At 64.5% G+C, this 21,851-nt stretch carries 21 protein-coding genes; 13 read left to right on the top strand and 8 right to left on the bottom strand.

The genetic code is table 11. The features are described from left to right. Positions 1 to 3: 3 nt before the first annotated feature. The 6 genes from FW760_RS12650 to FW760_RS12625 form a co-directional block, all read right to left on the bottom strand. Positions 4 to 1,440, bottom strand: a complete 1,437-nt coding sequence (locus tag FW760_RS12650; protein WP_116052983.1) for a DUF6384 family protein — start codon at positions 1,438 to 1,440, stop codon at positions 4 to 6. Further along, positions 1,440 to 2,579 carry a hypothetical protein gene (locus tag FW760_RS12645; protein ID WP_043860401.1) on the bottom strand — a complete coding sequence of 380 codons (1,140 nt, stop codon included), beginning with the start codon at positions 2,577 to 2,579 and terminating at the stop codon, positions 1,440 to 1,442. The genes FW760_RS12650 and FW760_RS12645 overlap by 1 nt, the downstream gene beginning before the upstream one ends. Positions 2,580 to 2,725: 146 nt before the next feature. Next, positions 2,726 to 4,399 (bottom strand): 2-isopropylmalate synthase, encoded by a 1,674-nt coding sequence (leuA, locus tag FW760_RS12640; RefSeq protein WP_043860402.1) that lies wholly within the window; start codon positions 4,397 to 4,399, stop codon positions 2,726 to 2,728. Between the two features lie 310 nt (positions 4,400 to 4,709). Then, positions 4,710 to 5,534 (bottom strand): M23 family metallopeptidase, encoded by an 825-nt coding sequence (locus tag FW760_RS12635; RefSeq protein WP_116052986.1) that lies wholly within the window; start codon positions 5,532 to 5,534, stop codon positions 4,710 to 4,712. Positions 5,535 to 5,537: 3 nt separating this feature from the next. Beyond that, the gene (xseA, locus tag FW760_RS12630; RefSeq protein WP_054915069.1) at positions 5,538 to 6,917 is read right to left on the bottom strand and encodes an exodeoxyribonuclease VII large subunit; all 1,380 of its coding nucleotides are present in this window, start codon (positions 6,915 to 6,917) and stop codon (positions 5,538 to 5,540) included. 67 nt (positions 6,918 to 6,984) lie between these two features. Further along, the gene (locus FW760_RS12625) at positions 6,985 to 7,866 is read right to left on the bottom strand and encodes a LysR family transcriptional regulator (RefSeq protein WP_088514574.1); all 882 of its coding nucleotides are present in this window, start codon (positions 7,864 to 7,866) and stop codon (positions 6,985 to 6,987) included. A 112-nt stretch (positions 7,867 to 7,978) separates the two neighbouring features. Here FW760_RS12625 and FW760_RS12620 point away from each other — a divergent pair, with 112 nt between their 5' ends. The 4 genes from FW760_RS12620 to guaA all read left to right on the top strand — a co-directional run bounded on the left by FW760_RS12620 (position 7,979) and on the right by guaA (position 12,547). After that, complete coding sequence (locus tag FW760_RS12620; protein WP_370408961.1) at positions 7,979 to 8,761, top strand: sulfite exporter TauE/SafE family protein; 783 nt, start codon at positions 7,979 to 7,981, stop codon at positions 8,759 to 8,761. Positions 8,762 to 8,778: 17 nt separating this feature from the next. After that, entirely contained in the window at positions 8,779 to 9,336 is a 558-nt protein-coding gene (locus tag FW760_RS12615; RefSeq protein ID WP_353229607.1) for a sugar ABC transporter ATPase, read from the top strand. 84 nt (positions 9,337 to 9,420) lie between these two features. After that, positions 9,421 to 10,890, top strand: a complete 1,470-nt coding sequence (gene guaB / locus FW760_RS12610; RefSeq protein ID WP_043860652.1) for an IMP dehydrogenase — start codon at positions 9,421 to 9,423, stop codon at positions 10,888 to 10,890. A 79-nt stretch (positions 10,891 to 10,969) separates the two neighbouring features. After that, complete coding sequence (gene guaA / locus FW760_RS12605) at positions 10,970 to 12,547, top strand: glutamine-hydrolyzing GMP synthase (protein WP_043860651.1); 1,578 nt, start codon at positions 10,970 to 10,972, stop codon at positions 12,545 to 12,547. A gap of 105 nt (positions 12,548 to 12,652) precedes the next feature. Here guaA and FW760_RS12600 read toward each other — a convergent pair whose 3' ends face one another. Then, positions 12,653 to 13,492, bottom strand: coding sequence for an IclR family transcriptional regulator (locus FW760_RS12600; RefSeq protein WP_116052992.1), 840 nt, complete (start codon positions 13,490 to 13,492; stop codon positions 12,653 to 12,655). 233 nt (positions 13,493 to 13,725) lie between these two features. On the opposite strand from FW760_RS12600, the gene FW760_RS12595 reads away from it, so the two are divergent. The 7 genes from FW760_RS12595 (at position 13,726) to FW760_RS12565 (ending at position 18,538) form a co-directional block, all read left to right on the top strand. Then, positions 13,726 to 14,982 (top strand): FAD-dependent oxidoreductase, encoded by a 1,257-nt coding sequence (locus FW760_RS12595; RefSeq protein ID WP_116052995.1) that lies wholly within the window; start codon positions 13,726 to 13,728, stop codon positions 14,980 to 14,982. Between the two features lie 25 nt (positions 14,983 to 15,007). Then, a complete protein-coding gene (locus FW760_RS12590) occupies positions 15,008 to 15,364 on the top strand; it encodes a RidA family protein (RefSeq protein ID WP_058541450.1) in 357 nt (118 codons plus the stop codon). 31 nt (positions 15,365 to 15,395) lie between these two features. Continuing rightward, positions 15,396 to 16,160, top strand: coding sequence for an ABC transporter substrate-binding protein (locus tag FW760_RS12585; protein ID WP_054915064.1), 765 nt, complete (start codon positions 15,396 to 15,398; stop codon positions 16,158 to 16,160). 52 nt (positions 16,161 to 16,212) lie between these two features. Beyond that, on the top strand, positions 16,213 to 16,875 hold the full coding sequence (locus FW760_RS12580; protein ID WP_054915063.1) for an amino acid ABC transporter permease: 663 nt from the start codon (positions 16,213 to 16,215) through the stop codon (positions 16,873 to 16,875). After that, positions 16,872 to 17,600: an amino acid ABC transporter ATP-binding protein gene (locus tag FW760_RS12575; RefSeq protein WP_054915062.1), complete on the top strand. Its 729-nt coding sequence runs from the start codon at positions 16,872 to 16,874 to the stop codon at positions 17,598 to 17,600. The genes FW760_RS12580 and FW760_RS12575 overlap by 4 nt, the downstream gene beginning before the upstream one ends. 81 nt (positions 17,601 to 17,681) lie before the next feature. Then, entirely contained in the window at positions 17,682 to 18,080 is a 399-nt protein-coding gene (locus FW760_RS12570; RefSeq protein WP_116052997.1) for a heme-binding protein, read from the top strand. A gap of 104 nt (positions 18,081 to 18,184) precedes the next feature. Beyond that, the gene (locus FW760_RS12565) at positions 18,185 to 18,538 is read left to right on the top strand and encodes a winged helix-turn-helix transcriptional regulator (RefSeq protein WP_043860650.1); all 354 of its coding nucleotides are present in this window, start codon (positions 18,185 to 18,187) and stop codon (positions 18,536 to 18,538) included. A 2-nt stretch (positions 18,539 to 18,540) separates the two neighbouring features. On the opposite strand, the gene FW760_RS12560 is transcribed toward FW760_RS12565, so the two are convergent. After that, positions 18,541 to 19,089 carry an NAD(P)H-dependent oxidoreductase gene (locus FW760_RS12560; RefSeq protein WP_100633051.1) on the bottom strand — a complete coding sequence of 183 codons (549 nt, stop codon included), beginning with the start codon at positions 19,087 to 19,089 and terminating at the stop codon, positions 18,541 to 18,543. Between the two features lie 198 nt (positions 19,090 to 19,287). Here FW760_RS12560 and FW760_RS12555 point away from each other — a divergent pair, with 198 nt between their 5' ends. Together FW760_RS12555 and FW760_RS12550 are read left to right on the top strand one after the other, a co-directional pair. Beyond that, positions 19,288 to 20,202 (top strand): LysR family transcriptional regulator, encoded by a 915-nt coding sequence (locus tag FW760_RS12555; RefSeq protein ID WP_058541552.1) that lies wholly within the window; start codon positions 19,288 to 19,290, stop codon positions 20,200 to 20,202. Between the two features lie 34 nt (positions 20,203 to 20,236). Then, positions 20,237 to 21,694 (top strand): gamma-aminobutyraldehyde dehydrogenase, encoded by a 1,458-nt coding sequence (locus FW760_RS12550; RefSeq protein ID WP_446443812.1) that lies wholly within the window; start codon positions 20,237 to 20,239, stop codon positions 21,692 to 21,694. Positions 21,695 to 21,851: the final 157 nt, after the last annotated feature.

Genomic DNA, 21,851 nt, shown 5'->3' with positions numbered 1-21,851 from the left:
TCATCACCAGTCCAGGATCATGTCGGGTTTGGCGACACGTTGGTTGAATTTCAGGCTCAGCATGTTGGCAGGCTTGCTGCCCATGGCGAGGTCGTCGATGTGGCCGTCGCTGAGTTTGTCTTCCTTGACCTTGAGGTACTCGGCCTGGCTGACCCGCACACCAAAGTAGGACGCCCAGCGCGATTCGCCGGTTTCCGAACTGGTGACCGGCACGCTGATCGGGTTGCCGGCGGCGTCCACGGCCTCGACCACCAGGTACCAGCTCTTGCCCTGCAGGGAGTCACCGCCCTGGTTGCACAGCGCCTGGTCATAGCAGCGCTCGACCCCCGACTTGATGCCGTAGCGGTCCACCACCCGCAGCTCCAGTGCCTGACGGGCGAACACCAGCAGGCTGTCAAGCGTCGACAGGTGGTCGCTGGCCTGGCGTGCCTGCAGGGCGTCGATGGCCTTGTCGACCTGGGCGGCCTGGGCACGCACCACCCGCAGGTCGTTCGGCGGCAGGCGCAGGGCGGGCAACTGCTGCTCGATTTCGTCCAGGCGCCGGATCAGCGGCTGGACTTGCTGAATGCGATCGAGCTGGCTTTCGAGCTCACCGACTTCACGGTCGACCACCTCGATGCCCTGGGTGTCGGCGTTGCCGATGGCCTGGTCGGCCACCCGGGCCTGCTGCGCCATCACCCCGAAACGCTTGGCGCCTGCGGTGAACGCCGGGTTGTGCAGTACGGCCTGCAGGCGGCTGCGGGCATCGATAATGGCCTGGACGTCGTTCAGGCCCTTGTCGGCCTGCCTCAGTTGCGCGCGCGCCGACTGGGTGTTGCGTTCGTAGGTATCGAGGTCCTGCTGCACGCTGTCGCGGTTGTCGCTGTCGATCAGTTGCGGCCACGGTCGGTGCGTCAGCAGTGTCTGAACCTGCGTCAGCCGCTCGGCAAGCGGCCCCAGCAGGCGCGTGACCGCGGGCTCGGGCTGTTGCGCGACGGCTTGCTGCAGCGCATCGAAGCGCGACTGGTGCTGCGCAAGGTCGGCGCTCAGATCGCTGCTGCGATACTCGGCCGTACGGACGTTGTCCTGCACCTTGGAGGTCTTGGCGGTGTCGTTCACCACCCGGGTGCACTGTACGGCCAGCAGCGCGACGACGATCAGTTGCAGGATGCGCATGAGCTTCCTGCGGTTGAGCAGCAGGCGCGTGGTCAGGCGTTGCAGTGCGGTCTGTTCGGGCGCCTCGAAGGCCAGGCGCCGGGCGAAGAACGCCCGCACACCCTGTTCGATCAGTGCATCGTCATAGGCGATGCCCTGGGCCTGGTAGTAGGTGCGGATACGCTCGGCGACTTCAGCGCGGCGCTGCGGCAGGTTCAGGTGCTCCTGCACCTGCATCTGCTGATGGCGCAGTTGGTCGACCACCGCCATCGCGCCCAGCTGTTCGGACAGAGGAACACTGCTCATCAGGCGGCCTTGGTCAGCAGGGCGGCGAACTTGCGCTTGGCCTCTTCGACGGCTTCGGCGATATCCCGGGCGGCGTTGCTCGACTCTGCGCGGTAGGTGTCGGCCATCTGCTTCATGTCGGTCTGGAACGACAGCGTGGCGTCAGCCAGGGCGCGCACCGAGTCGACCTTGATGGTCGAGCCGTAGCTGGCCTTGACCGCGGCTTCGAGCTGCTGGTTGCCGGTGCTGCCCAGCGACTCCAGGCCCTGGCTGATGCCGTCGGTGGTGGCATTGAGGGTGTGGGTGGCTTCGGCCAGGCCGCTGTTGGCGGTGAACGACACGGCAAGCCCGGTGAGTACCACTTCGTTGGTGGAAAAGAACGACACCATGCGCTGGTATTGACGCTCCTTGATCACGTGCACCTGATTGATGCGTGCAAAGACCATTTCGGCGGTGTTGTAGCCGACCTTCAGGTCATCGGCGATGTCCTTGATGATCTGGTAGCGCTTGTCTTCGTCCTGCAGGGCGCGCACGGCTTCATCACGGCCCAGTTCCAGCGCGGCGCGTGCGGCGGGCTCGGCGCTTTCGGCGTCGGCGACCCGGGCGTTGGCCTCGTTCAGGGCCAGGGTGCGCTGCTGCAGGGCCTCGCCAGCGATGGCCAGCACCTGCTGGGCTTCCACCTCGGCGGCTTTCATGGCCATGCGAAAGTCCATGTACGACTCCAGGATCACGCTCTCGCGGGCGATCTGGTCGTTGGCCGACTTGCACACCTTCAGGTAGTTTTCGCGGATATCGGCAAAGCGGCTGGGGATGGAGCCGCGACGCACGTTCATCCAGGTCAGCTTGATCTTTTCCATCGCGTCCAGGCGCCCGTCATCCATCCAGCCGGCCATGGCGGCGGCGTCCTCGCGGATGGAGGTGAAGCTCTGCGTGATGTCCATGAAGCGCGTGGAGATGTCCATGCCTTCGATCTGCTCGCGCACCATGCTGTTGAAGCTGGTGGCCTGCTGCAGCACGGTGGCGATGGAGGTGACCTTGGTGGTGTCGTAGTGGGCCACGCGGTCCAGCAGTACCAGAACCGGGGCATCCTGAACGGGCTGGATGAAGTTGATGCCGATGGTGCGCAGGCTGGTGAGTGCCCGTTCCAGGTAGTGGCTCATTGAGTGTCCTTACAGGTGTGGCAAAAATAATGAGGCCGGCAGTATACCGAGCACGCCAGCGCCCCGCAGGCTTTCGCACAACCAAAAAAAATGCCCGCCTCCGTATCAGAGGCGGGCATTGCATGCAGCAGCGGGTCAGTTGGCGTTTACGCCGCCTTAGCAGCCTGCTGGCTCAGCGAGCGGTTCAGTGCGCTGAACAGCGCCTTGAAGCTGGCGGTGGTGATGTTTTCATCGATACCCACGCCGTGCACCGGACGACCACCAGCCACGCGCAGTTCGATGTAGGCCGCCGCCTTGGCGTGGGTACCGGCACCGATGGCGTGCTCGTTGTAGTCCATGATTTCCACGGCTACCGGCAGGCCGGCCACCAGGGCCTCGAGGGCGCCGTTGCCCTTGCCACGCCAGTGCAGGGTGGTTTCGCCTTCACCGGCCACTTCCACTTCCACGGCGCTGTGGCCGTTCTCTTCCTGCAGGCGATGGCTGACCAGCGCATACGGGGCGTTGGCTTGCAGATACTCGCTCTGCAACAGCTTGTAGATCTGCTGGGCGGTCATTTCCAGGCCCAGGCGGTCGGTCTCGCCCTGTACCACCTGGCTGAACTCGATCTGCATGCGACGCGGCAGGCTGATGCCGTATTCCTGTTCGAGCAGGTAGGTGATGCCACCCTTGCCCGACTGGCTGTTGACGCGGATCACCGCCTCGTAGCTGCGGCCGATGTCGGCCGGGTCGATCGGCAGGTACGGTACTTCCCACAGGGTGTCTTCTTTCTGCTGGGTGAAGCCCTTGCGGATCGCATCCTGGTGCGAGCCGGAGAACGCGGTGTGCACCAGGTCGCCTACATACGGGTGACGCGGGTGCACCGGGATCTGGTTGCACTCTTCGACCACCTTGCGCACGCCGTCGATGTCGGAAAAGTCCAGCTCCGGGTCCACGCCCTGGGTGTAGAGGTTCAGGGCCAGGGTCACCAGGTCGACGTTGCCGGTACGCTCGCCGTTGCCGAACAGGCAGCCTTCGACACGGTCGGCGCCGGCCATCAGGCCCAGCTCGGTGGCAGCCACGCCAGTGCCACGGTCGTTGTGGGTGTGCAGGCTGATGATCACGCTGTCACGGCGCGACACGTTGCGCCCGAACCACTCGATCTGGTCGGCATAGATGTTCGGGGTGGAAACTTCCACGGTGGCTGGCAGGTTGAGGATCACCTTGTGTTCGGGGGTCGGGTTCCACACCTCGATCACCGCGTCGCAGACTTCCTTGGCGAACTCCAGTTCGGTAGCGCTGAAGGTCTCTGGCGAGTACTGGAACGTCCAGTGGGTTTCCGGCTGCTGGGCGGCGTACTTGACGAACAGCTTGGCCGCGTTCACTGCGATGTCCTTGACGCCCTGCTTGTCCTGGTTGAAGACAATGCGGCGGAATGCCGGGCAGGTGGCGTTGTACAGGTGCACGATGGCCTTCTTGGCCCCGCGCAGCGATTCGAAGGTACGTGCGATCAGGTCTTCACGGGCCTGGGTCAGCACCTGGATGGTGGTGTCGTCCGGGATGTGGCCGTCTTCGATCAGGGTGCGCACGAAGTCGAAGTCGGTTTGCGAGGCCGATGGAAAGGAGGCCTCGATTTCTTTCACGCCCACGCTGACCAGGGTCTTCCAGAAGCGCAGCTTCTTGACCGCATCCATCGGCTCGATCAGCGACTGGTTGCCGTCGCGAAGGTCCGAGCTGCACCAGATCGGCGCGGCCGTGATGGTCTTCGAGGGCCAGGTGCGGTCAGGCAGGTTTACCTGAGCGAAGGCACGGTATTTTTTCGAAGGGTCTTTGAGCATGGTCATGAAAGCAATCCTTATTGTGCGGCCTTGAAAGGGGCCCGCCGAACGTACAAGTGATGAATGGGCGAGGCGACGCGATTCAGCTTGGTAGTCGGGCACTGACCAGGCAAAGGCTGCGATGTTGGCGAAGCAGGATGAGGGTGTGCGTGGTTTTCATGGGTTCAACCCTAACCAGTGGGGTGAACGATGGCAAGCACTGCAAAAAAATTGAGAGGAATGCTTAAAAACTGAAGAATGTCGTGATTTTATAGCGCCGACCAATCAAAAAGACCGCGCCAGTTGCGCGGTCTTTTTGATTGGCGCAAGATGCTGATCAAGGCTGGAAGGCCCCGATGAAGATCGCCGGATCGACCCGTGCGTCGTTCAGGCTGACGTTCCAGTGCATGTGCGGCCCGGTGGCGCGGCCAGTGGAGCCCACACGTCCGACGATGGCGCCACGGCTCAGTTGCTGGCCGGGTTTCACGTCGATCTTCGACATATGGCAGAACATGCTGATGAAGCCCTGGCCGTGGTCGACGAACACGGTGTTGCCGTTGAAGAAGTAGTTGCCGATCAGGATCACCTTGCCGTTGGCCGGGGTCTTGATCGGGGTACCGGCGGGCACGGCGAAGTCCAGGCCGGCATGCGGGTTGCGTTCCTCGCCGTTGAAGAAGCGACGCACGCCGAACTTGCTCGACAGCGGGCCGTTGACCGGCTTGTCGAGGAGCAGGTTGCTCGGCAGGTTGGGGCTGAAGCTGCGGTAGGCCTTGAGCTGCTCGGCCAGTTCGGCGTCGATGCGCTTGAGGTCGGCCGGGTTGGGGTTGACCTGGCGCTGGTTCTTCAGAGTGATGCGCTGCTCGGGGTACTTCTTGCTGGCGACCGTGAAGCTCAGGGTGCGCTCGCCCTGGGTCAGGCTGGCGGTGCCGGGCTTCTGGGTCAGCGGCAGGCCGACAATGGCCAGCCAGGTGTCCTGCTCGCGTACCACCAGCACCGGCTTGCCGTCGAAGCGTGCCTGAGGGGCCTGGGCGGCGGGGCCGAGGTCGACCACCGCGACGCCGCCGGGCACCGGCTTGTTCAACTGGCGGGTGATGTAGCTGGCCTGGGCGGTGCCGGCGAAGGCCAGGCAGAGGACGAGCAGCGGGGCAAACAGTCGGGGCATGAGTCAGTCCAGTAGAGAGAGCGTGACCGGGGTCAGGTGGTTGTCTTCGACCCGCACCTGCAGCTCGCCTTCGCCCAGGCGGGCGGTCAGGCGCTGGCCGTTGCGGGTCTGCGCGGCGCTGCGGATGGCCTGGCCGCGCTCGTCGAGCAGGATGCTGTAGCCACGGCTGAGGGTGGCCAGCGGGCTGACCACCTGCAGTGTCTGCACCTGCACCTGCAGGTGCTGGCGGCGGGTGGCGAGGGTCTGGCGCATGGCTCGCGGCAGGCGCTCGGCGAGGTTGTCCAGGCGTTGCTTGAGCAGCGCCAGGGCACGCCCGGGGTGCTGCGCGGCCAAGCGGGTATCCAGGCGTGCCAGGCGTTCGCGGCGCTGGTTCAGGCGCTGCTCGAAGGCGCGGCGCAGGCGCATGTCCAGGTCGTCGAGGCGCTGGGCCTGCTGGCGCAGGCGTTCGCCGGGGTGGCGCAGACGCCGCGCCAGGCTGTCCAGGCGCAGCCGGTCATGGGCCAGGCGGTTCTGGATGCGCAGCAGCAGGCGGCGTTGCAGGCTTTCCAGGCGTCGGCCCAGGTCGCTGCTGTCGGGGGCCAGCAGTTCGGCGGCGGCCGAAGGGGTGGGGGCGCGCACGTCGGCGACGAAGTCGCTGATCGACACGTCGGTTTCATGCCCCACGGCGCTGACGATGGGCGTGACGCAGGCGGCGATGGCACGGGCCACGGCTTCTTCGTTGAAGCACCAGAGGTCTTCCAGCGAGCCGCCGCCACGGGCCAGGATCAGCGCGTCGAAGCCTTGCGCATCGGCGCGTTGCAGGGCCCGCACGATCTGGTTGATGGCTTCGCGGCCCTGCACGGCGGTGGGTATCAGGGTCAGCTCCACCTGCGGGGCGCGGCGGCGGAACACGCTGATGATGTCGCGGATCACCGCGCCAGTGGGCGAGCTGACGATGCCGATACGCTGCGGGTGGGCGGGCAGGGCGCGCTTGCGTTCACTGCTGAACAGGCCCTCGTTGCCGAGCTTTTCCTTGAGCGCGTCGAAGGCCAGGCGCAGGGCGCCGTCACCGGCCGGTTCGACGGTGTCGAGGATCAGCTGATAGTCGCCGCGCCCCTCGAACAGCGAGACCTTGCCACGCACCTTGACCGCCAGGCCGTCGCGCAATGCCTGGCGCACGCGGGCGGCGTTGTTGCGAAACAGTGCACAGCGCACCTGGGCGCCGCTGTCCTTGAGGGTGAAGTAGACGTGGCCGGAGGCGGGCCGGGCGAGGTTGGAGATTTCGCCCTCGACCCAGATGTTGCTGAACACGTCCTCGAGCAGCACGCGGGCGCGGCCGTTGAGCTGGCTGACGGTAAGGACCTCGCGGTCCAGGCCGAGTCTTTCGAAAGGGTCTTTGATCATGCGGGGCATCATAAAGGGAATCGTGCGGTCTTTGCAGTCCCGGCAGGTGGCGGCGCTGCTTGCCGGCTCAGCCCTGCATGTGCTCCACAAACTGATGCACCAACGGCCCGGCATCACGTCGATAGGCCAGCGCCACCGTACTCACGCACCCCGCGTCGGCCAGCGGCACGAAGCGCAGCGTCGCTGGCGCGATATCGCGCATGCACCGTGGCAGCAAGGCCACCCCGAACCCGGCCTGGATCAACTGCAACTGCGTGGTCTTGCGCGACACCACCCGCGCAGCCCGAGGGAAGAACCCTTCACGCATGCACAGCTCGGCCGACAGGTAGCTCAAGCCACCGCGCTGGCGGTGGGGGATGGAAATGAACGCCTCGTCGCGTAACTGCGCCAGGTACACGCTGGGCTCATCGGCCAGCGGGTGGTCTGCGGCCACCGCCAGCAGCAGCGGTTCGTCGAACAGCGGCTGCACGCACAGCCCTTCGTGCTGGCGCAGCACCGGCAGGCGCAGCAGGCCGAACTCCAGGCGACCTTCGGCCAGTTCCTCCAGTTGCGCCTCGGAAGATAGCTGCGCGATGTCCATCGACACGCCGGGGTTGTGCTGCAGGTAGCCCGTGAGCCGATCCAGCAGCGCGCCGGTCAGCGGCACCGTGCTCGAATGGCTCAGGCGCAGGCTGCCGCGCAGGCCCTGACCGATTTCGGTGGCCAGGCGGCAGGCCTTTTCCAGCTCGCCCAGCAGGTTGCGGGCCCGCGGCAGAAACGCCAGGCCCGCTGCGGTCAGGCGCGGCTGGCGGGCGGTGCGTTCGAACAGCGGGGTGGCCAGCTGACTCTCCAGCTCCTTTATCTGCCGGCTCAGCGCCGACTGCGCGACAAACAGGCGCTCGGCGGCAGCACTGAAACTGCCGGACTCGGCAATCTCGACGAAGTAGCGTAACTGTCGGGTGGAGATCATGAGGGATGCCTTTTCGAGATGGCTGATGGCGCAATTGCATATTAGTCGGCATGGCTGGCCAATGGCTAAAGTTCGTCTGAACGCTGCCTCACTCACGACTCAGGCATACACCATGCTCTCCACACTGCTCGACTCGCTCCCTTTCACTGCGCTCCAATGGCTGCCGATACTGCTTGGCATCGGCGTCGCCTACATCGTGTTCGGCATCGCCGGCTTCGGCACCGCGCTGGTCGCCGGGCCGGTCCTGATCAACTTCATGCCGCTGTCGCGCATCATCCCGTTGCTGGTGCTGCTGGACTTCGTCGCCGCCTTCGGCAACTGGCTGCCGGCGCGCAAGGCCGTGGTGCGCGGCGAACTGCTGCGCCTGCTGCCGTGCATGGCCATCGGCTGCACCCTGGGCGTGGTGTTCCTGCTCAACCTCAAGTCCGACCTGTTGCTGTTGCTGATGGGCCTGTTCATCAGCGCCTATGCGCTCTACAGCCTGGCGGTGAAGGTCAAGCCGGCGCGCCTGAATGCCGGCTGGTCGGTGCCGATGGGCATCACCGGCGGCCTGTTCGGTGCGCTGTTCGGCAGCGGCGGCTTCCTCTATGCCATCTACCTCAATGCCCGGCTCGACGCCAAGGAGCAGGTGCGCGCGACCCAGAGCGCGCTGATCAGTTGCAGCACCGTGGTGCGCCTGAGCCTGTTCCTGATTGCCGGGGTGTACGCCGACCTGCCGTTGCTGCTGCTTGCCCTGTGCCTGCTGCCGATGATGTTCGCCGGCCTGTGGGTGGGGCGCCGGCTGACCCTGAAGATGTCCCGCGAAACCTTCGTGCGGCTGGTCACCTGGCTGGTGCTGGCCAGCGGCATCGCGCTGATCGCGCGCTACCTGAGTGAGGTAAACTGGCACCTTTAACCTGTTCGGCCGCCTTCATGACATTCCAGAGCATCATCGTCCCCAAGATCTCCACCGTGCCGGTGCACGAGCCGCGCGCCCGCGCGATCCTGCGCTGGCTGGTACGCGAGAAGGTGATCGAGGAACAGCTCAGCACCTGCGGGCGCACCGGCAACCGCATGGGCTATGCCATCGCCGAGGGTGCGCGCAAGGTGGTCGAGCGGCCGCAGCTGCTACCGTACGGCCAGCCCATCAATGGCCTGGAAGTCATCTACAAGCGCTGCATCTATACGCCCACCGAAGGCTTTCTCGAAGAAGCCGGCTGCGCCGAGTGCCGCCGGGAAGTGGGGGTGGAGCTGTTCGCCAGCCTGGAAGAGTGGATGCCCGGCATCAGCGACAACTTCACCTGCCCGCGCTGCGGCCATGAAGACGACATCAACGGCTTCCTTTACCTGCAGCCCTGTGCCTTTTCCAACCTGGGGTTCATCTTCAACAACTGGGGCGAGGCCGGTTTCAAGCCGTCTTTCATCGATGCCTTTGCCGACTGGCTCGACCAGCCGGTGGCAGTGGTGCAGGTAAAGCTGCAAGACAACTGACCGAAGGCCCATCTTTACATTGAGTCACACGGCGCGCATGAGTATAATGGCGCGCTTCCATTTTCCCGCCCGGGAGCCCCCGCGATGCTGCGTATCAGCCAAGAAGCCCTGACCTTCGACGACATTCTCCTAGTACCCGGTTACTCCGAGGTGCTACCTAACGAAGTCAGTCTCAAGACCCGTTTGACCCGTGGCATCGAGCTGAATATTCCACTGGTTTCCGCCGCCATGGACACCGTGACCGAAGCCCGTCTGGCCATTGCCATGGCCCAGGAAGGCGGCATCGGCATCATCCACAAGAACATGACCATCGAGCAGCAGGCTGCCGAAGTGCGCAAGGTCAAGAAGTTCGAGGCCGGCGTGGTCAAGGACCCGATCACCATCGAGGCCGACGCCACCGTACGCGACCTGTTCGAACTGACCCGCCTGCACAACATCTCCGGCGTGCCGGTGCTGCACAACGGCGACCTGGTCGGCATCGTCACCTCCCGTGACGTGCGCTTCGAAAACCGCCTCGACGCCACCGTGCGTGAAGTGATGACGCCCAAAGAGCGTCTGGTCACGGTCAGCGAAGGCGCCGACAAGAACGAGGCCCGCGAGCTGCTGCACAAGCACCGCATCGAGCGCGTACTGATCGTCGACGACAAGTTCGCCCTCAAGGGCATGATGACCGTCAACGACATCGAGAAAGCCAAGGCCTACCCGCTGGCCAGCAAGGACGACCAGGGTCGCCTGCGCGTCGGTGCTGCAGTGGGTACCGGCAAGGACACCGGCGACCGTGTGACCGCACTGGTTGCTGCCGGCGTCGACGTGGTGGTGGTCGACACCGCCCACGGCCACTCCAAGGGCGTTATCGACCGCGTGCGCTGGGTCAAGCAGAACTTCCCCGACGTGCAGGTGATCGGCGGCAACATCGCCACCGGCGCAGCCGCCAAGGCCCTGGCCGAAGCCGGCGCCGACGCGGTCAAGGTCGGTATCGGCCCTGGCTCGATCTGCACCACCCGTATCGTCGCCGGCGTCGGCGTGCCGCAGATCAGCGCCATCGCCAATGTGGCTGCCGCGCTGGAAGGCACCGGCGTACCGCTGATCGCCGACGGTGGCATCCGCTTCTCCGGTGACCTGTCCAAGGCCATCGTCGCCGGCGCCAGCGCCGTGATGATGGGTTCGATGTTCGCCGGTACCGAAGAGGCCCCGGGCGAGATCGAGCTGTTTCAGGGTCGTTCCTACAAGGCCTACCGCGGCATGGGCTCGCTGGGTGCGATGTCCCAGGCCCAGGGTTCCTCGGACCGCTACTTCCAGGACTCCTCGGCCGGTGCCGAGAAGCTGGTACCGGAAGGTATCGAAGGTCGCGTGCCGTACAAGGGCACCCTGACCGCGATCATCCACCAGCTGATGGGCGGCCTGCGTTCCTCGATGGGTTACACCGGCAGCGCCAACATCGAAGAAATGCGTACCAAGCCCGAGTTCGTGCGCATCACCGGTGCCGGCATGGCCGAGTCCCACGTGCATGACGTGCAGATCACCAAGGAAGCGCCAAACTACCGCGTAGGTTGATGCTCCTGGCAATACCTGTAAGCGGGGCTGTTCACGACAGCCCCGCGTCGTTTCCGATTACCACTGACGAGATTGAGTCATGGCCCTCGACATTCACGCTCACCGTATCCTGATCCTCGACTTCGGTTCCCAGTACACCCAGCTGATCGCCCGCCGCGTGCGCGAAATCGGCGTGTACTGCGAACTGCACCCGTTCGACATGGACGACGAGGCGATTCGCGAATTCGCCCCCCGCGGGATCATTCTCGCCGGCGGCCCCGAGTCGGTGCACGAAGCCGACAGCCCGCGCGCGCCACAGGCCGTATGGGACCTGGGCGTACCGGTATTCGGTATCTGCTACGGCATGCAGACCATGGCCGAGCAACTGGGCGGCAAGGTTGAAGGTTCCGAGCTGCGCGAGTTCGGCTACGCCCGTGTCGATGTGGTCGGCAAGAGCCGCCTGCTCGACGGCATCGAAGACCACGTCGACGCTGACGGCGTATTCGGCCTGGACGTGTGGATGAGCCACGGTGACAAGGTCACCCGCATCCCGGAAGACTTCCACATCCTGGCCAGCACCCCAAGCTGCCCGATCGCCGGCATGTTCAACGATGATCGCGGCTACTACGGCGTGCAGTTCCACCCGGAAGTGACCCACACCAAGCAGGGCGGTCGCATCCTGTCGCGCTTCATCCTCGATATCTGCGGCTGCGAAGCACTGTGGACCCCGTCGAAGATCGCCGAAGACGCAATTGCCCAGGTGCGCGCCCAGGTCGGCACCGACAACGTGCTGCTGGGCCTGTCCGGCGGCGTGGACTCCTCTGTGGTTGCGGCGCTGCTGCACAAGGCCATCGGTGACCAGCTGACCTGCGTGTTCGTCGACAACGGTCTGCTGCGCCTGCACGAAGGCGAGCAGGTGATGGCCATGTTCGCCGAGAACATGGGCGTCAAGGTGATCCGTGCCAACGCCGAGGACCAGTTCCTGAACAACCTGGCCGGCGAAGCGGACCCCGAGAAGAAGCGCAAGATCATTGGTCGTACCTTCATCGACGTGTTCGATGCCGAGTCGAACAAGCTGCACAACATCAAGTACCTGGCCCAGGGCACCATCTACCCCGACGTGATCGAGTCGGCCGGTGCCAAGAGCGGCAAGGCCCACGTGATCAAGTCGCACCACAACGTCGGTGGCCTGCCGGAGGAAATGAACCTCAAGCTGGTCGAGCCGCTGCGCGAACTGTTCAAGGACGAAGTCCGTCGTCTGGGCCTGGAGCTGGGCCTGCCGTACGACATGGTCTACCGTCACCCGTTCCCGGGTCCGGGCCTGGGTGTGCGCATCCTGGGTGAAGTGAAGAAGGAATACGCCGACCTGCTGCGTCGTGCCGACCACATCTTCATCGAAGAGCTGCGCAAGGCCGACTGGTACCACAAGGTCAGCCAGGCCTTCGTGGTATTCCAGCCGGTGAAATCGGTGGGCGTGGTCGGTGACGGCCGTCGTTACGCCTGGGTGGTGGCGCTGCGTGCGGTCGAGACCATCGACTTCATGACCGCGCGTTGGGCGCACCTGCCATACGAACTGCTGGAAACCGTTAGCGGCCGCATCATCAACGAGATCGAAGGCATCTCGCGCGTCACCTACGACGTATCGAGCAAGCCGCCTGCGACGATCGAGTGGGAATGATGCACGCCCTGAACTGACCGGCACCCGCCAGCCAGAAAGCCAAAAGCCCGCCTAATAGCGGGCTTTTGGCTTTCTGGCTGGCGGCATCTGCACCATGCGCTTCATTCACGGCTTGGCATAAGGAACATCCCGCACCTTGCCATAGCCGATCTGGAACGGCTCCATCGCACGGAAGGTAGGCGGCGTCGTGGAGATCATCCTGGCGGTGTGGATCAGCTTCGGCACAAGCTCCGCAACCGCTCGCTCGAAGCTCCAGTAGGCCGTCGACACCGACAGGTTCACCGCCGCCACCGCCTCGCCACGAATGTTGTACACCGGCACGGCAAAGGCCAGGTCGCTGAGGTAGAACTCCTCGATGCTGTAGGCGAAGCCAGTCTCCCGAACCTTGGCGATGATGCTCGTTAGCGTTTCGACGTCGGTAATCGTGTGCGGTGTGAATCTGGGCCGATCCACACCGGTGAGAATGTGCCTGATCTGCTCATCGGGCAGCGCCGAGAGAAAGGCGCGGCCTGCCGACGAGCAGAAGATCGGCAGTCGCCTACCGACGGGCATGTGCACAACGGCGCGATGCGGGCTGGGGAATCGCCCGATGTACACCATCTCGTGCCCATCGCGTTCGGCCAGGTTGACCGTCTCGCCGGTCTGGCGGTTCAGGTCCAGCAGGTAAGGGTTGGCTCGCTCCAGCAGCACGTGCGCCTGTAGGTAGCGGTAGCCGGTATCCAGGGTGCGAGGCGACAGCGAGTAGCGCTTGGACGCTGCGTCCTTTCGTAACAGGCCCAATGTGACCAGGGTATGAGTGAAGCGCTGAGCCGCACTTTTGGTAACACCCGCAGCTTCTGAAATTTCTTTCAGGTTCATCGTCGGCCGTTCGGCCGTGAATGCATCGAGGACGCCGAGGCCGGTGGCCAGGGCCTGGACAAACAGGGGGGACTCGTTTGGCTCCATGAAACTCTCCAGACCAACGTGGTGCAGCAGTGGCGTGCCGAGCACTGAATTGGGGCGTAACGGTGAAAAATGGCCCGCCGAGGGGGCTGCCTGACGAAGCAAGTCTAACCGCTCATACCGTTGTGAAATATCACACTCGAGTTTGCTCGTATTGCTGTGCGATACATTGATATCAGATTCGGTACAGGCTCTGCATCCTCTCGGGGACTCATCCATCAAGAGCCCTGTACAAGATGCCCACTACTCAAGCTCGCAAACCCGAAGCGATCGTCATCGGCGCCGGAATAGTCGGCCTGTGTACCGCCTACCATCTGCTTGCGACGGGCGTTTCGGTAACCGTCATCGATCCCGGTGCTCCGGGGGCGGAGTGCTCGTCCGGCAACGCCGGCTCGATTGCCTCCGGTGCCGTGGCCCCCCTGGCCATGCCCGGCGTGTTGAAGCAGGCGCCGCGCATGCTGCTCGACCCCACGGGGCCGTTGTACCTTCCCGCCAGTTACCTGCTCACGGTGGCGCCGTGGATGGTGCGCTTTGTTGCCGCCTCGCGACCGGCCAGGGTTGCGCAGATTGCCCAGGCCCTGCATGCATTGCTGGGGGATGCGACAACCCAGCACAAGGCCATCGCCGCCAAGACTGGCTGCCGTGAACTGATCGCGGAAACGGGTCAACTGCACCTTTACCCCGATCAGGCCAGCCTGGAGAAAGACAACGCCGGCTGGGCCCTGAAAAAACAGCATGGGCTCGACGCCCGGCATGTCACGGGCGAAGAGATCCGAGCGCTGGAGCCTGCGCTCGGGCCGATCTATCAAACCGGCTACTACCTGCCCGATCAGCTGTGGGTCCGGGAGCCGCAGCGCTACGCCACAGTCATTGCAGAGCATCTGAAGACGCGCGGCGTGAGGTTCATCCGCGATCGTGTGCAACGCCTGGCACGGGATACCAGTGGCTGGCGCGTTGGCGCCCAGTCCGGGGACTACTGTGCGGTGCAGGTGGTTGTCGCTGCAGGCGCCTGGTCTGCTCAACTGCTGCGCCCGCTGGGGGTGAAGGTTCCGCTGGAAACACAACGCGGCTACCACCTGCGTTTTCCCCACGGCGGCGTGGAGCTTCAGCGCATCGTGGTTCTCGCAGACCGCAAGGTGTTCATGACGCCCATGCAGCAAGGGCTGCGGGTTGCCGGCACCGTCGAGTTCGGCGGCCTGCAGCGAGCGCCAAGCAGCCCTCGCGCGCAGTTGCTCGCCGCTCACGCCAAGGCAGGGCTTCCAGGCCTGGACATTCGTGCTGCCACCGAGTGGATGGGCCACCGTCCGTGTCTCCCCGATTCGCTTCCGGTGATTGGCGAACTTCCCGGGCACACGGGCCTGTGGTGCGCGTTCGGCCACGGCCACCTCGGGTTGACCGGGTCGGCGGGCACGGGGCGCTTGCTGGCTCTGGCCATGTCAGGGTCTGTCGATGCCCAACGCGACTTGTTGCCCTTTTCGATCAGCCGTTTCTGACCTACTCACACCCCAGGAGATGACCATGAACAACGCCATCACGCGCCACCAGACCAACGCCCGCATGAGCCGCATTGTCGTGCATGCGGGCACCGCCTACCTTGCCGGGGTTGTCGCCGCCGAGCGAAGTGGCGATATCAAGGCCCAGACGACCGAGATTCTCAAGCGCATCGACGCGTTGCTCGCTTCTGTCGGCAGTGACAGCACCCGACTGCTCACTGCGCAGATCTGGCTCAAGGACATCGCCACCGACTTCCAGGGCATGAACGAGGCCTGGGATGCGTGGGTACCGCATGGCTGCGCGCCCACCCGCGCCACTTGCCAGGCCCTGCTGGGGGCCCCCGACATGCTCGTGGAAATCATCGTTACCGCAGCTGTGTGACCTTCACTCTGCGAACAACAGGAGACGTCCCATGCTCACCCGATTGATCAAACTGACCACCTGTGCGGCACTGACTCTTCCCGTCCTGCTGGGCACTGCCCAGGCCCAGGACACACTGCGCGTCGGCGCCACACCCACTGCGGTGCCCTTCAACTTCCTGGACACCAGGACCAACACGCTTCGGGGCGTGATGATCGATATCACCCAGGCGCTGGGCAAGGAGCTTGGTTTCACGCCCGAGCTGCGTCCGATCCCCTTCGGTGGCCTGGTGCCGTCGTTGCAGACGGACAAGATAGACATGATCAGCTCTGCTTTCGCCATGAATGCCCAGCGCGCCCAGGTGGTCGACTTCTCCGACGAACTGTTCGCCTACAGCGAGGAGGTGATTGCCAACAGCCAGGACACGACGGCGTACCACAGCAGCGCCGACTTCGCCGGCAAGAAGGTCGGCGTGCAGACTGGCACCGTGTCGGTGGAACCGATGAAAGCCCAGCAGGGCATCAAGGAGCTGCGGATGTACGACAGCATGTCCGACATGATTCGCGAGGTGGCCCTGGGGCGTATCGATGTTGCCGTAGGCGATGGCCCGGTGATGCTCTACACCGTGCAGCAGTCCGGCTCCAGCAAGCTGCGCGTTGCCGATGACTACCAGAAGCAGATCCGTATCGCGATCGGCGTGGCGGTGCGCAAAGGCAACAGCGAGCTGCTCGCCCGAATCAATGGCGGTGTAGCCAAGCTCAAGGCCGACGGTACGCTCGACGCGATCCTCACCAAATGGAACGTCAAGAAACTCTGATTCGTGATCACGGCCACCGCCCGACGGTGCCCGCATGTGAGGATGCAATCCTATGTTCGAAGGTTTTTTCAGCCAGGCAGTCGAGTACTTTCCGATACTGATGGAAGGTGCCTGGACAACGATCGGCATCACCCTGTGCGCGCTGCTCATCAGTACCTTGCTGGGGTTGTTCTGGGCGCTGTTGCGGGTCAGCAGCGTGCGCTGGCTGGCCGAAGGCTCGCGCTACCTGACCAATGCCATTCGCGGCATCCCGATCATCGTCATTCTGTTCTACCTGTACTTCGTGTTGCCGGAAATGGGCGTGGACATGAGTGCGTTCCAGGCCGGTGCCATGGGGCTCGGGCTTGCCTATTCCGCCTACATGGCCGAGGTGTTTCGCTCGGGTATCCAGGCCATCGACCCCGGTCAGAACGAGGCGGCGCACTCCATCGGCATGAGCCGCGCAATGACCATGCGCCGGGTGATCCTGCCCCAGGCGTTGAAGATCGCGCTGCCGCCATACAGCAACAACATGATCATGCTGCTCAAGGACTCCTCCCAGGCCTCGATCATCACCGTGGTCGAGCTGTCGATGCAGGGCAAGCTGATCGCGGCAGCATCGTTCAACAACGCCAACATCTTCACCCTGGTTGCCCTGATGTACCTGTGCCTGAGCCTGCCTCTGATGGGGTTGGCCGGCTGGCTCGAACGCAAATACAAAAGGAGTGCCCGATGATCCGCATCGACAACATCACCAAGTCGTTTGGTCCGCACCAGGTGCTCCATGGCATCAGTGCAGAGATCCGCCAGGGCGAAGTGGTTTGCCTGATCGGCCCTTCGGGCTCGGGCAAGTCCACGGTGCTGCGTTGCATCAATGGCCTGGAGCGCTACGACGGCGGCGTGATCAGCATTGACGGCGTCACGGTCGACGCCAGCTCCGGGAACATCCGCCAGATCTGTCGCTCGGTGGGTATGGTGTTTCAGCGGTTCAACCTTTTCCCCCATCGCACCGTCCTGGAAAACGTGATCGAGGGCCCGGTGTACGTAAAGGGTGAACCCGTCGACAAGGCCCGCAAGCGTGGCAAGGAACTGCTCGACCGTGTCGGCCTGGCCGCGAAGTACAACGCCTATCCGCCGCAGCTTTCCGGCGGCCAGCAGCAGCGCGTGGCGATTGCCAGGGCACTTGCCATGGAACCCAGGGCCATGCTGTTCGATGAGCCCACCTCGGCGCTCGACCCCGAGCTGGTCGGTGAGGTCCTGGCCGTCATGAAGAGCCTGGCCCAGGAAGGCATGACCATGGTGGTGGTGACCCACGAGATGGGCTTCGCACGCGCCGTGTCGACCCGCACGCTGTTCCTTGAAGGCGGCTCGATCGTCGCCGAAGGGCCATCGGCGCAGATCCTGAGCAACCCGACCAACGAGCGCATGAAGGACTTCCTGCGCCGGGTATCCCATTCCTGATCGCGGGCGTAGCTCAAGCATTTTCGGGCATCGCGCATCAGGTGCGTGGCGGCCTCAACATGACCAGACGAGAATCCAGACATGCAGCACAAAGCCGTACTGAGCCACACAGATGTTCGCCGGATCCTGGACGCCGCCTGCGTGCAGGCTCAACAGAACGATTGGGAGGTCGCCATCGCGGTCGTCGATGACGGTGGCCATCCGCTCGCGCTTGCGCGCCTTGACGGGTGCGCTCCGATCGGTGCCTACATCGCATCGGAAAAGGCCCGGAGCGCGGCGCTGGGGCGGCGCGAGACCAAAGGCTACGAAGACATGGTCAACGGTGGGCGCACGGCGTTTGTTGGTGCCCCGTTGATCACGCCGCTCGAAGGCGGTGTGCCGATCATCGTCGACGGCCAGGTGGTCGGTGCAGTGGGGGTGTCCGGAGTCAAGGCGCAGCAGGATGCGCAGGTCGCCAAGGCGGGCGTCGCAGCGCTGTGATCCGTTGGCGGTGTATCCAGGCGTCGATTAGCCTCAAGTTGCCCCGGCCGCAGGTGCGCTTGCTATCCTGCACGCCTTTGCGCCCCAGCCAGGAGAAACCGGTCATGGTCAACCGCGTGTTCAACTTTCCCATCGACGCTACCATCGAGGCCATCGGCGGGCGCTGGAAGTGCTCCATCTTGTGCCACCTGATGGAAGGCCCCAAGCGCACAGGCGAGCTGCTGCGCCTGATGCGCCCCTTGTCGTCGAAGGTGCTCACCGAGCAACTCAAGGAGTTGCAGGGCGATCTGCTGGTCGAGCGCGAAGCCTTCCCTGGCAAGGTGCCCAAGGTGCTGTATCGGGTGACCGAGCACGGCCGCACCTTGCAGCCGATCATCGATGCGATGTGCCAGTGGGGTGCCCTGCATTCAGGTAATGCGCTGGCCACCGAGACACCGCCGGCGCCTGCCGAAGGCTGAACTCAGGCTGCCTGGGCAAATTGGCGCAGGTAATCCAGGTAACCTTCGGCGTTGGCCTCCAGCTCCGCCGGGTCGATGGCGTACTCGGCACCATAGAACACCCACGGGCGTACCGGCAGTGCTTCGATGTAGCGGAGGGTGACTTCCAGCGGGCGCAGCAGTTCGTCCAGGCTGTAGCTGTAACGCCCGCCGGCCCTGTAATCGTCTTGCCTGATGCCGGCAGAAATCGCCATGCCAATGCGTTTGCCCGCCAGTTGGCGCTGCCCTTCGCCGTGGCCGTAGGCAAAGTCGTGGGTGAGCACTTCGTCCTGCCATTGCTTGAGCAGCGGCGGGGTGCTGAACCAGTAGAACGGGAACTGCCACACGATGCTGTCATGGGCGCGAACCAGTGCCTGCTCGGCTTCCACGTCCAGCGCGCCGCCCTGGGGATACACCTCGTACAGGCGGTGCAGGGTGACGTTCATGTCGCTGGCTTCAAGGGCTTTCAACCAGGCCTGGTTGACCACGGATTTTTCCAGGTTGGGGTGGGCGAGAATGATCAGGGTGCGCATGGCTCGGGACTCCATTGATTGAGGCGGGCAATCTAGGGCGGGCGCCAGATCCCCACAAGTACGCACCTTTTTGTAACCACCCGGGGCCGGCCACGCGGTTTCACGTTGAACCGCAGGCGCGGCGGTTTTCAGCAAGCCATCGATAAAAAAGATATACACTCGCCTGCATCTATAAAAACAACGTACCGGGTAATGCCCATGATGACTCTGCGTCAGATCCGCCACTTCATTGCCGTGGCCGAGACCGGTTCGATCTCGGCTGCGGCCCAGGCGGTGTACATCTCCCAGTCCACCCTGACCCTGGCCATCCAGCAGCTGGAACAGGAAATCGGCGTGAGCCTGTTCAATCGCCACGCCAAGGGCATGCACCTGACCCACCAGGGCCATCAGTTCCTGCGCCAGGCGCACCTGATCCTGGCCACGGTGGACAACGCCAAGCGCAGCCTGCAGCAGAGCACCGACCAGGTCGCCGGCCAGCTGGTGGTGGGGGTGACCAGCCTGGTGGCGGGTTACTACCTGGCCGACCTGCTCACGCGCTTCCAGCGTGCCTACCCCAACGTCGAAATCCGCGTGATGGAAGACGAGCGACCGTACATCGAGCACCTGCTGGTCAGCGGCGAAATCGATGTGGGCGTGCTGATACTCTCCAACCTCGAAGACCGTCACGCCCTGCAATCGGAGGTGCTGACCCACTCGCCCTACCGGCTGTGGCTACCGGCCCAGCACCCGTTGCTCGAACACGACAGCATCAACCTGGGCGACGTGGCCCGGGAGTCGCTGATCCAGCTGAACGTCGATGAGATGGACCACACCGCCCAGCGCCAGTGGGCGCAGGCCGGGCTGCAGCCGCGCATCACCCTGCGCACGGCCTCGACCGAGGCGGTGCGCAGCCTGGTGGCAGCGGGCCTGGGGGTGTCGATACAGCCTGACATGACCTACCGCCCGTGGTCGCTGGAAGGCGACATCATCGAGGCCCGCCCGATTGCCGACCTGACCCAGACCCTCGACGTGGGCCTGGCCTGGCGCCGCGGCACGGCGCGCCCGGCGCTGGTCGACCCGTTTCTGACGGTCGCCCGCGAGCAGCCCCACGGCGGGCGCAAGTCATCCCTTTAGCCGCATGGCCACACCACAAGAAGGAACCCTGCACATGCCAGTCGCGCAGACCCCGTTGTCCACCGCACTCCTGATCGATGGCGAACTAGTCGCAGGCGAGGGCGTCGTCGAGCCGATCCTCAACCCGGCCACCGGCCAGGTGCTGACCCCTATCGCCGAAGCCAGCGCCGAGCAGACCGAGGCCGCGATCCTGGCCGCCCACCGCGCGTTCGCCGGTTGGGCCCGCACCACGCCGCAGCAGCGCTCCAACCTGCTGCTGGAGATCGCCAGTACCATCGAGCAGCACGCCGACGCCTTCGCCCGGCTCGAAGCGCTGAACTGCGGCAAGCCGCTGCACCTGGCGCGCAAGGATGATCTGAGCGCCACCGTCGATGTGTTCCGCTTCTTCGCCGGCGCGGTGCGCTGCCAGACCGGTCAGCTCAGTGGCGAATACGTACCCGGCTACACCAGCATGGTGCGCCGCGACCCGATCGGGGTGGTGGCATCGATCGCGCCGTGGAACTACCCGATCATGATGGCCGCCTGGAAGATCGCGCCGGCCCTGGCCGCAGGCAACACCCTGGTGTTCAAGCCGTCCGAACACACCCCGCTGTCGATCCTGGCCCTGGCGCCGGTGCTGGCGCGGATCCTGCCGCGCGGGGTGATCAACATCATCTGCGGCGGTGGCGAGAACGTCGGCGCTCACCTGGTCGGCCACCCCAAGGTACGCATGGTCTCGCTGACCGGCGATATCGTCACCGGGCAGAAGATCCTCTCCACAGCGGCCAAAACCCTCAAGCGCACCCACCTGGAACTGGGCGGCAAGGCCCCGGTGATCGTCTGCGACGATGCCGACCTGCAGGCGGTGGTCGAGGGCGTGCGTGCCTATGGCTACTACAACGCCGGGCAGGACTGTACCTCGGCGTGCCGGGTCTACGCCCAGGCCGGCATCCACGACCGGCTGGTGGCCGAACTCGGGGCTGCGGTCAGCAGCATTCGCTATGCCGGCGCGCACGATGCCGACAACGAGATCGGCCCGCTGATCAGCACGCGCCAGCGCGACCGGGTGTCCAGCTTCGTCGAGCGCGCCCTCAGCCAGCCGCACGTGGAGTGCGTCACGGGTGCGGCGATGCATGCCGGGCCCGGGTTCTACTACCAGCCGACACTGCTGGCAGGCTGCCGGCAAACCGACGAGATCGTCCAGCGCGAGGTGTTCGGCCCGGTGGTCACCGTGACCCGTTTCGACGAGCTGGCCCAGGCCGTGGACTGGGCCAACGACTCCGAATACGGCCTGGCCTCGTCGGTATGGACCCAGAACCTGGACAAGGCCATGCAGGTGGCGGCGCGCCTGCAGTACGGCTGCACCTGGATCAACAGCCATTTCATGCTGGTCAGCGAAATGCCCCACGGCGGGCTCAAGCGCTCGGGCTACGGCAAGGACCTGTCCAGCGACTCGCTGCAGGACTACAGCGTGGTGCGGCACATCATGGCGCGCCACGGGCAGCACCTGTAGGCCGCTACCCCCGGTGCACGGGGAGCATTCGATTTAATCGAATGCTCCCTTGAGTTTTTAGTAATTGTCGATCCGCTACCCGTGTCTTAGTGTCTGGCCCCATACCGGCCTGTGCCCACCGTGCAGCGCCTGGACAAGCGGTCCATCGGCTTCGGCG

The sequence above is a fragment of the Pseudomonas sp. 1176_21 genome (assembly GCF_052850635.1).
The sequence above is the reverse complement of the archived record's forward strand: the minus strand, read 5'-3'. Positions and strand labels throughout refer to the sequence as shown.

Bases quoted from the DNA above. Each gene is read 5' to 3' on its own strand.
- FW760_RS12650 (WP_116052983.1), bottom strand. From the start codon at position 1,440: ATGAGCAGTGTTCCTCTGTCCGAACAGCTGGGCGCGATGGCGGTGGTC.
- FW760_RS12645 (WP_043860401.1), bottom strand. From the start codon at position 2,579: ATGAGCCACTACCTGGAACGGGCACTCACCAGCCTGCGCACCATCGGC.
- leuA (WP_043860402.1), bottom strand. From the start codon at position 4,399: ATGACCATGCTCAAAGACCCTTCGAAAAAATACCGTGCCTTCGCTCAG.
- FW760_RS12635 (WP_116052986.1), bottom strand. From the start codon at position 5,534: ATGCCCCGACTGTTTGCCCCGCTGCTCGTCCTCTGCCTGGCCTTCGCC.
- xseA (WP_054915069.1), bottom strand. From the start codon at position 6,917: ATGATCAAAGACCCTTTCGAAAGACTCGGCCTGGACCGCGAGGTCCTT.
- FW760_RS12625 (WP_088514574.1), bottom strand. From the start codon at position 7,866: ATGATCTCCACCCGACAGTTACGCTACTTCGTCGAGATTGCCGAGTCC.
- FW760_RS12620 (WP_370408961.1), top strand. From the start codon at position 7,979: ATGCTCTCCACACTGCTCGACTCGCTCCCTTTCACTGCGCTCCAATGG.
- FW760_RS12615 (WP_353229607.1), top strand. From the start codon at position 8,779: ATGACATTCCAGAGCATCATCGTCCCCAAGATCTCCACCGTGCCGGTG.
- guaB (WP_043860652.1), top strand. From the start codon at position 9,421: ATGCTGCGTATCAGCCAAGAAGCCCTGACCTTCGACGACATTCTCCTA.
- guaA (WP_043860651.1), top strand. From the start codon at position 10,970: ATGGCCCTCGACATTCACGCTCACCGTATCCTGATCCTCGACTTCGGT.
- FW760_RS12600 (WP_116052992.1), bottom strand. From the start codon at position 13,492: ATGGAGCCAAACGAGTCCCCCCTGTTTGTCCAGGCCCTGGCCACCGGC.
- FW760_RS12595 (WP_116052995.1), top strand. From the start codon at position 13,726: ATGCCCACTACTCAAGCTCGCAAACCCGAAGCGATCGTCATCGGCGCC.
- FW760_RS12590 (WP_058541450.1), top strand. From the start codon at position 15,008: ATGAACAACGCCATCACGCGCCACCAGACCAACGCCCGCATGAGCCGC.
- FW760_RS12585 (WP_054915064.1), top strand. From the start codon at position 15,396: ATGCTCACCCGATTGATCAAACTGACCACCTGTGCGGCACTGACTCTT.
- FW760_RS12580 (WP_054915063.1), top strand. From the start codon at position 16,213: ATGTTCGAAGGTTTTTTCAGCCAGGCAGTCGAGTACTTTCCGATACTG.
- FW760_RS12575 (WP_054915062.1), top strand. From the start codon at position 16,872: ATGATCCGCATCGACAACATCACCAAGTCGTTTGGTCCGCACCAGGTG.
- FW760_RS12570 (WP_116052997.1), top strand. From the start codon at position 17,682: ATGCAGCACAAAGCCGTACTGAGCCACACAGATGTTCGCCGGATCCTG.
- FW760_RS12565 (WP_043860650.1), top strand. From the start codon at position 18,185: ATGGTCAACCGCGTGTTCAACTTTCCCATCGACGCTACCATCGAGGCC.
- FW760_RS12560 (WP_100633051.1), bottom strand. From the start codon at position 19,089: ATGCGCACCCTGATCATTCTCGCCCACCCCAACCTGGAAAAATCCGTG.
- FW760_RS12555 (WP_058541552.1), top strand. From the start codon at position 19,288: ATGATGACTCTGCGTCAGATCCGCCACTTCATTGCCGTGGCCGAGACC.
- FW760_RS12550 (WP_446443812.1), top strand. From the start codon at position 20,237: ATGCCAGTCGCGCAGACCCCGTTGTCCACCGCACTCCTGATCGATGGC.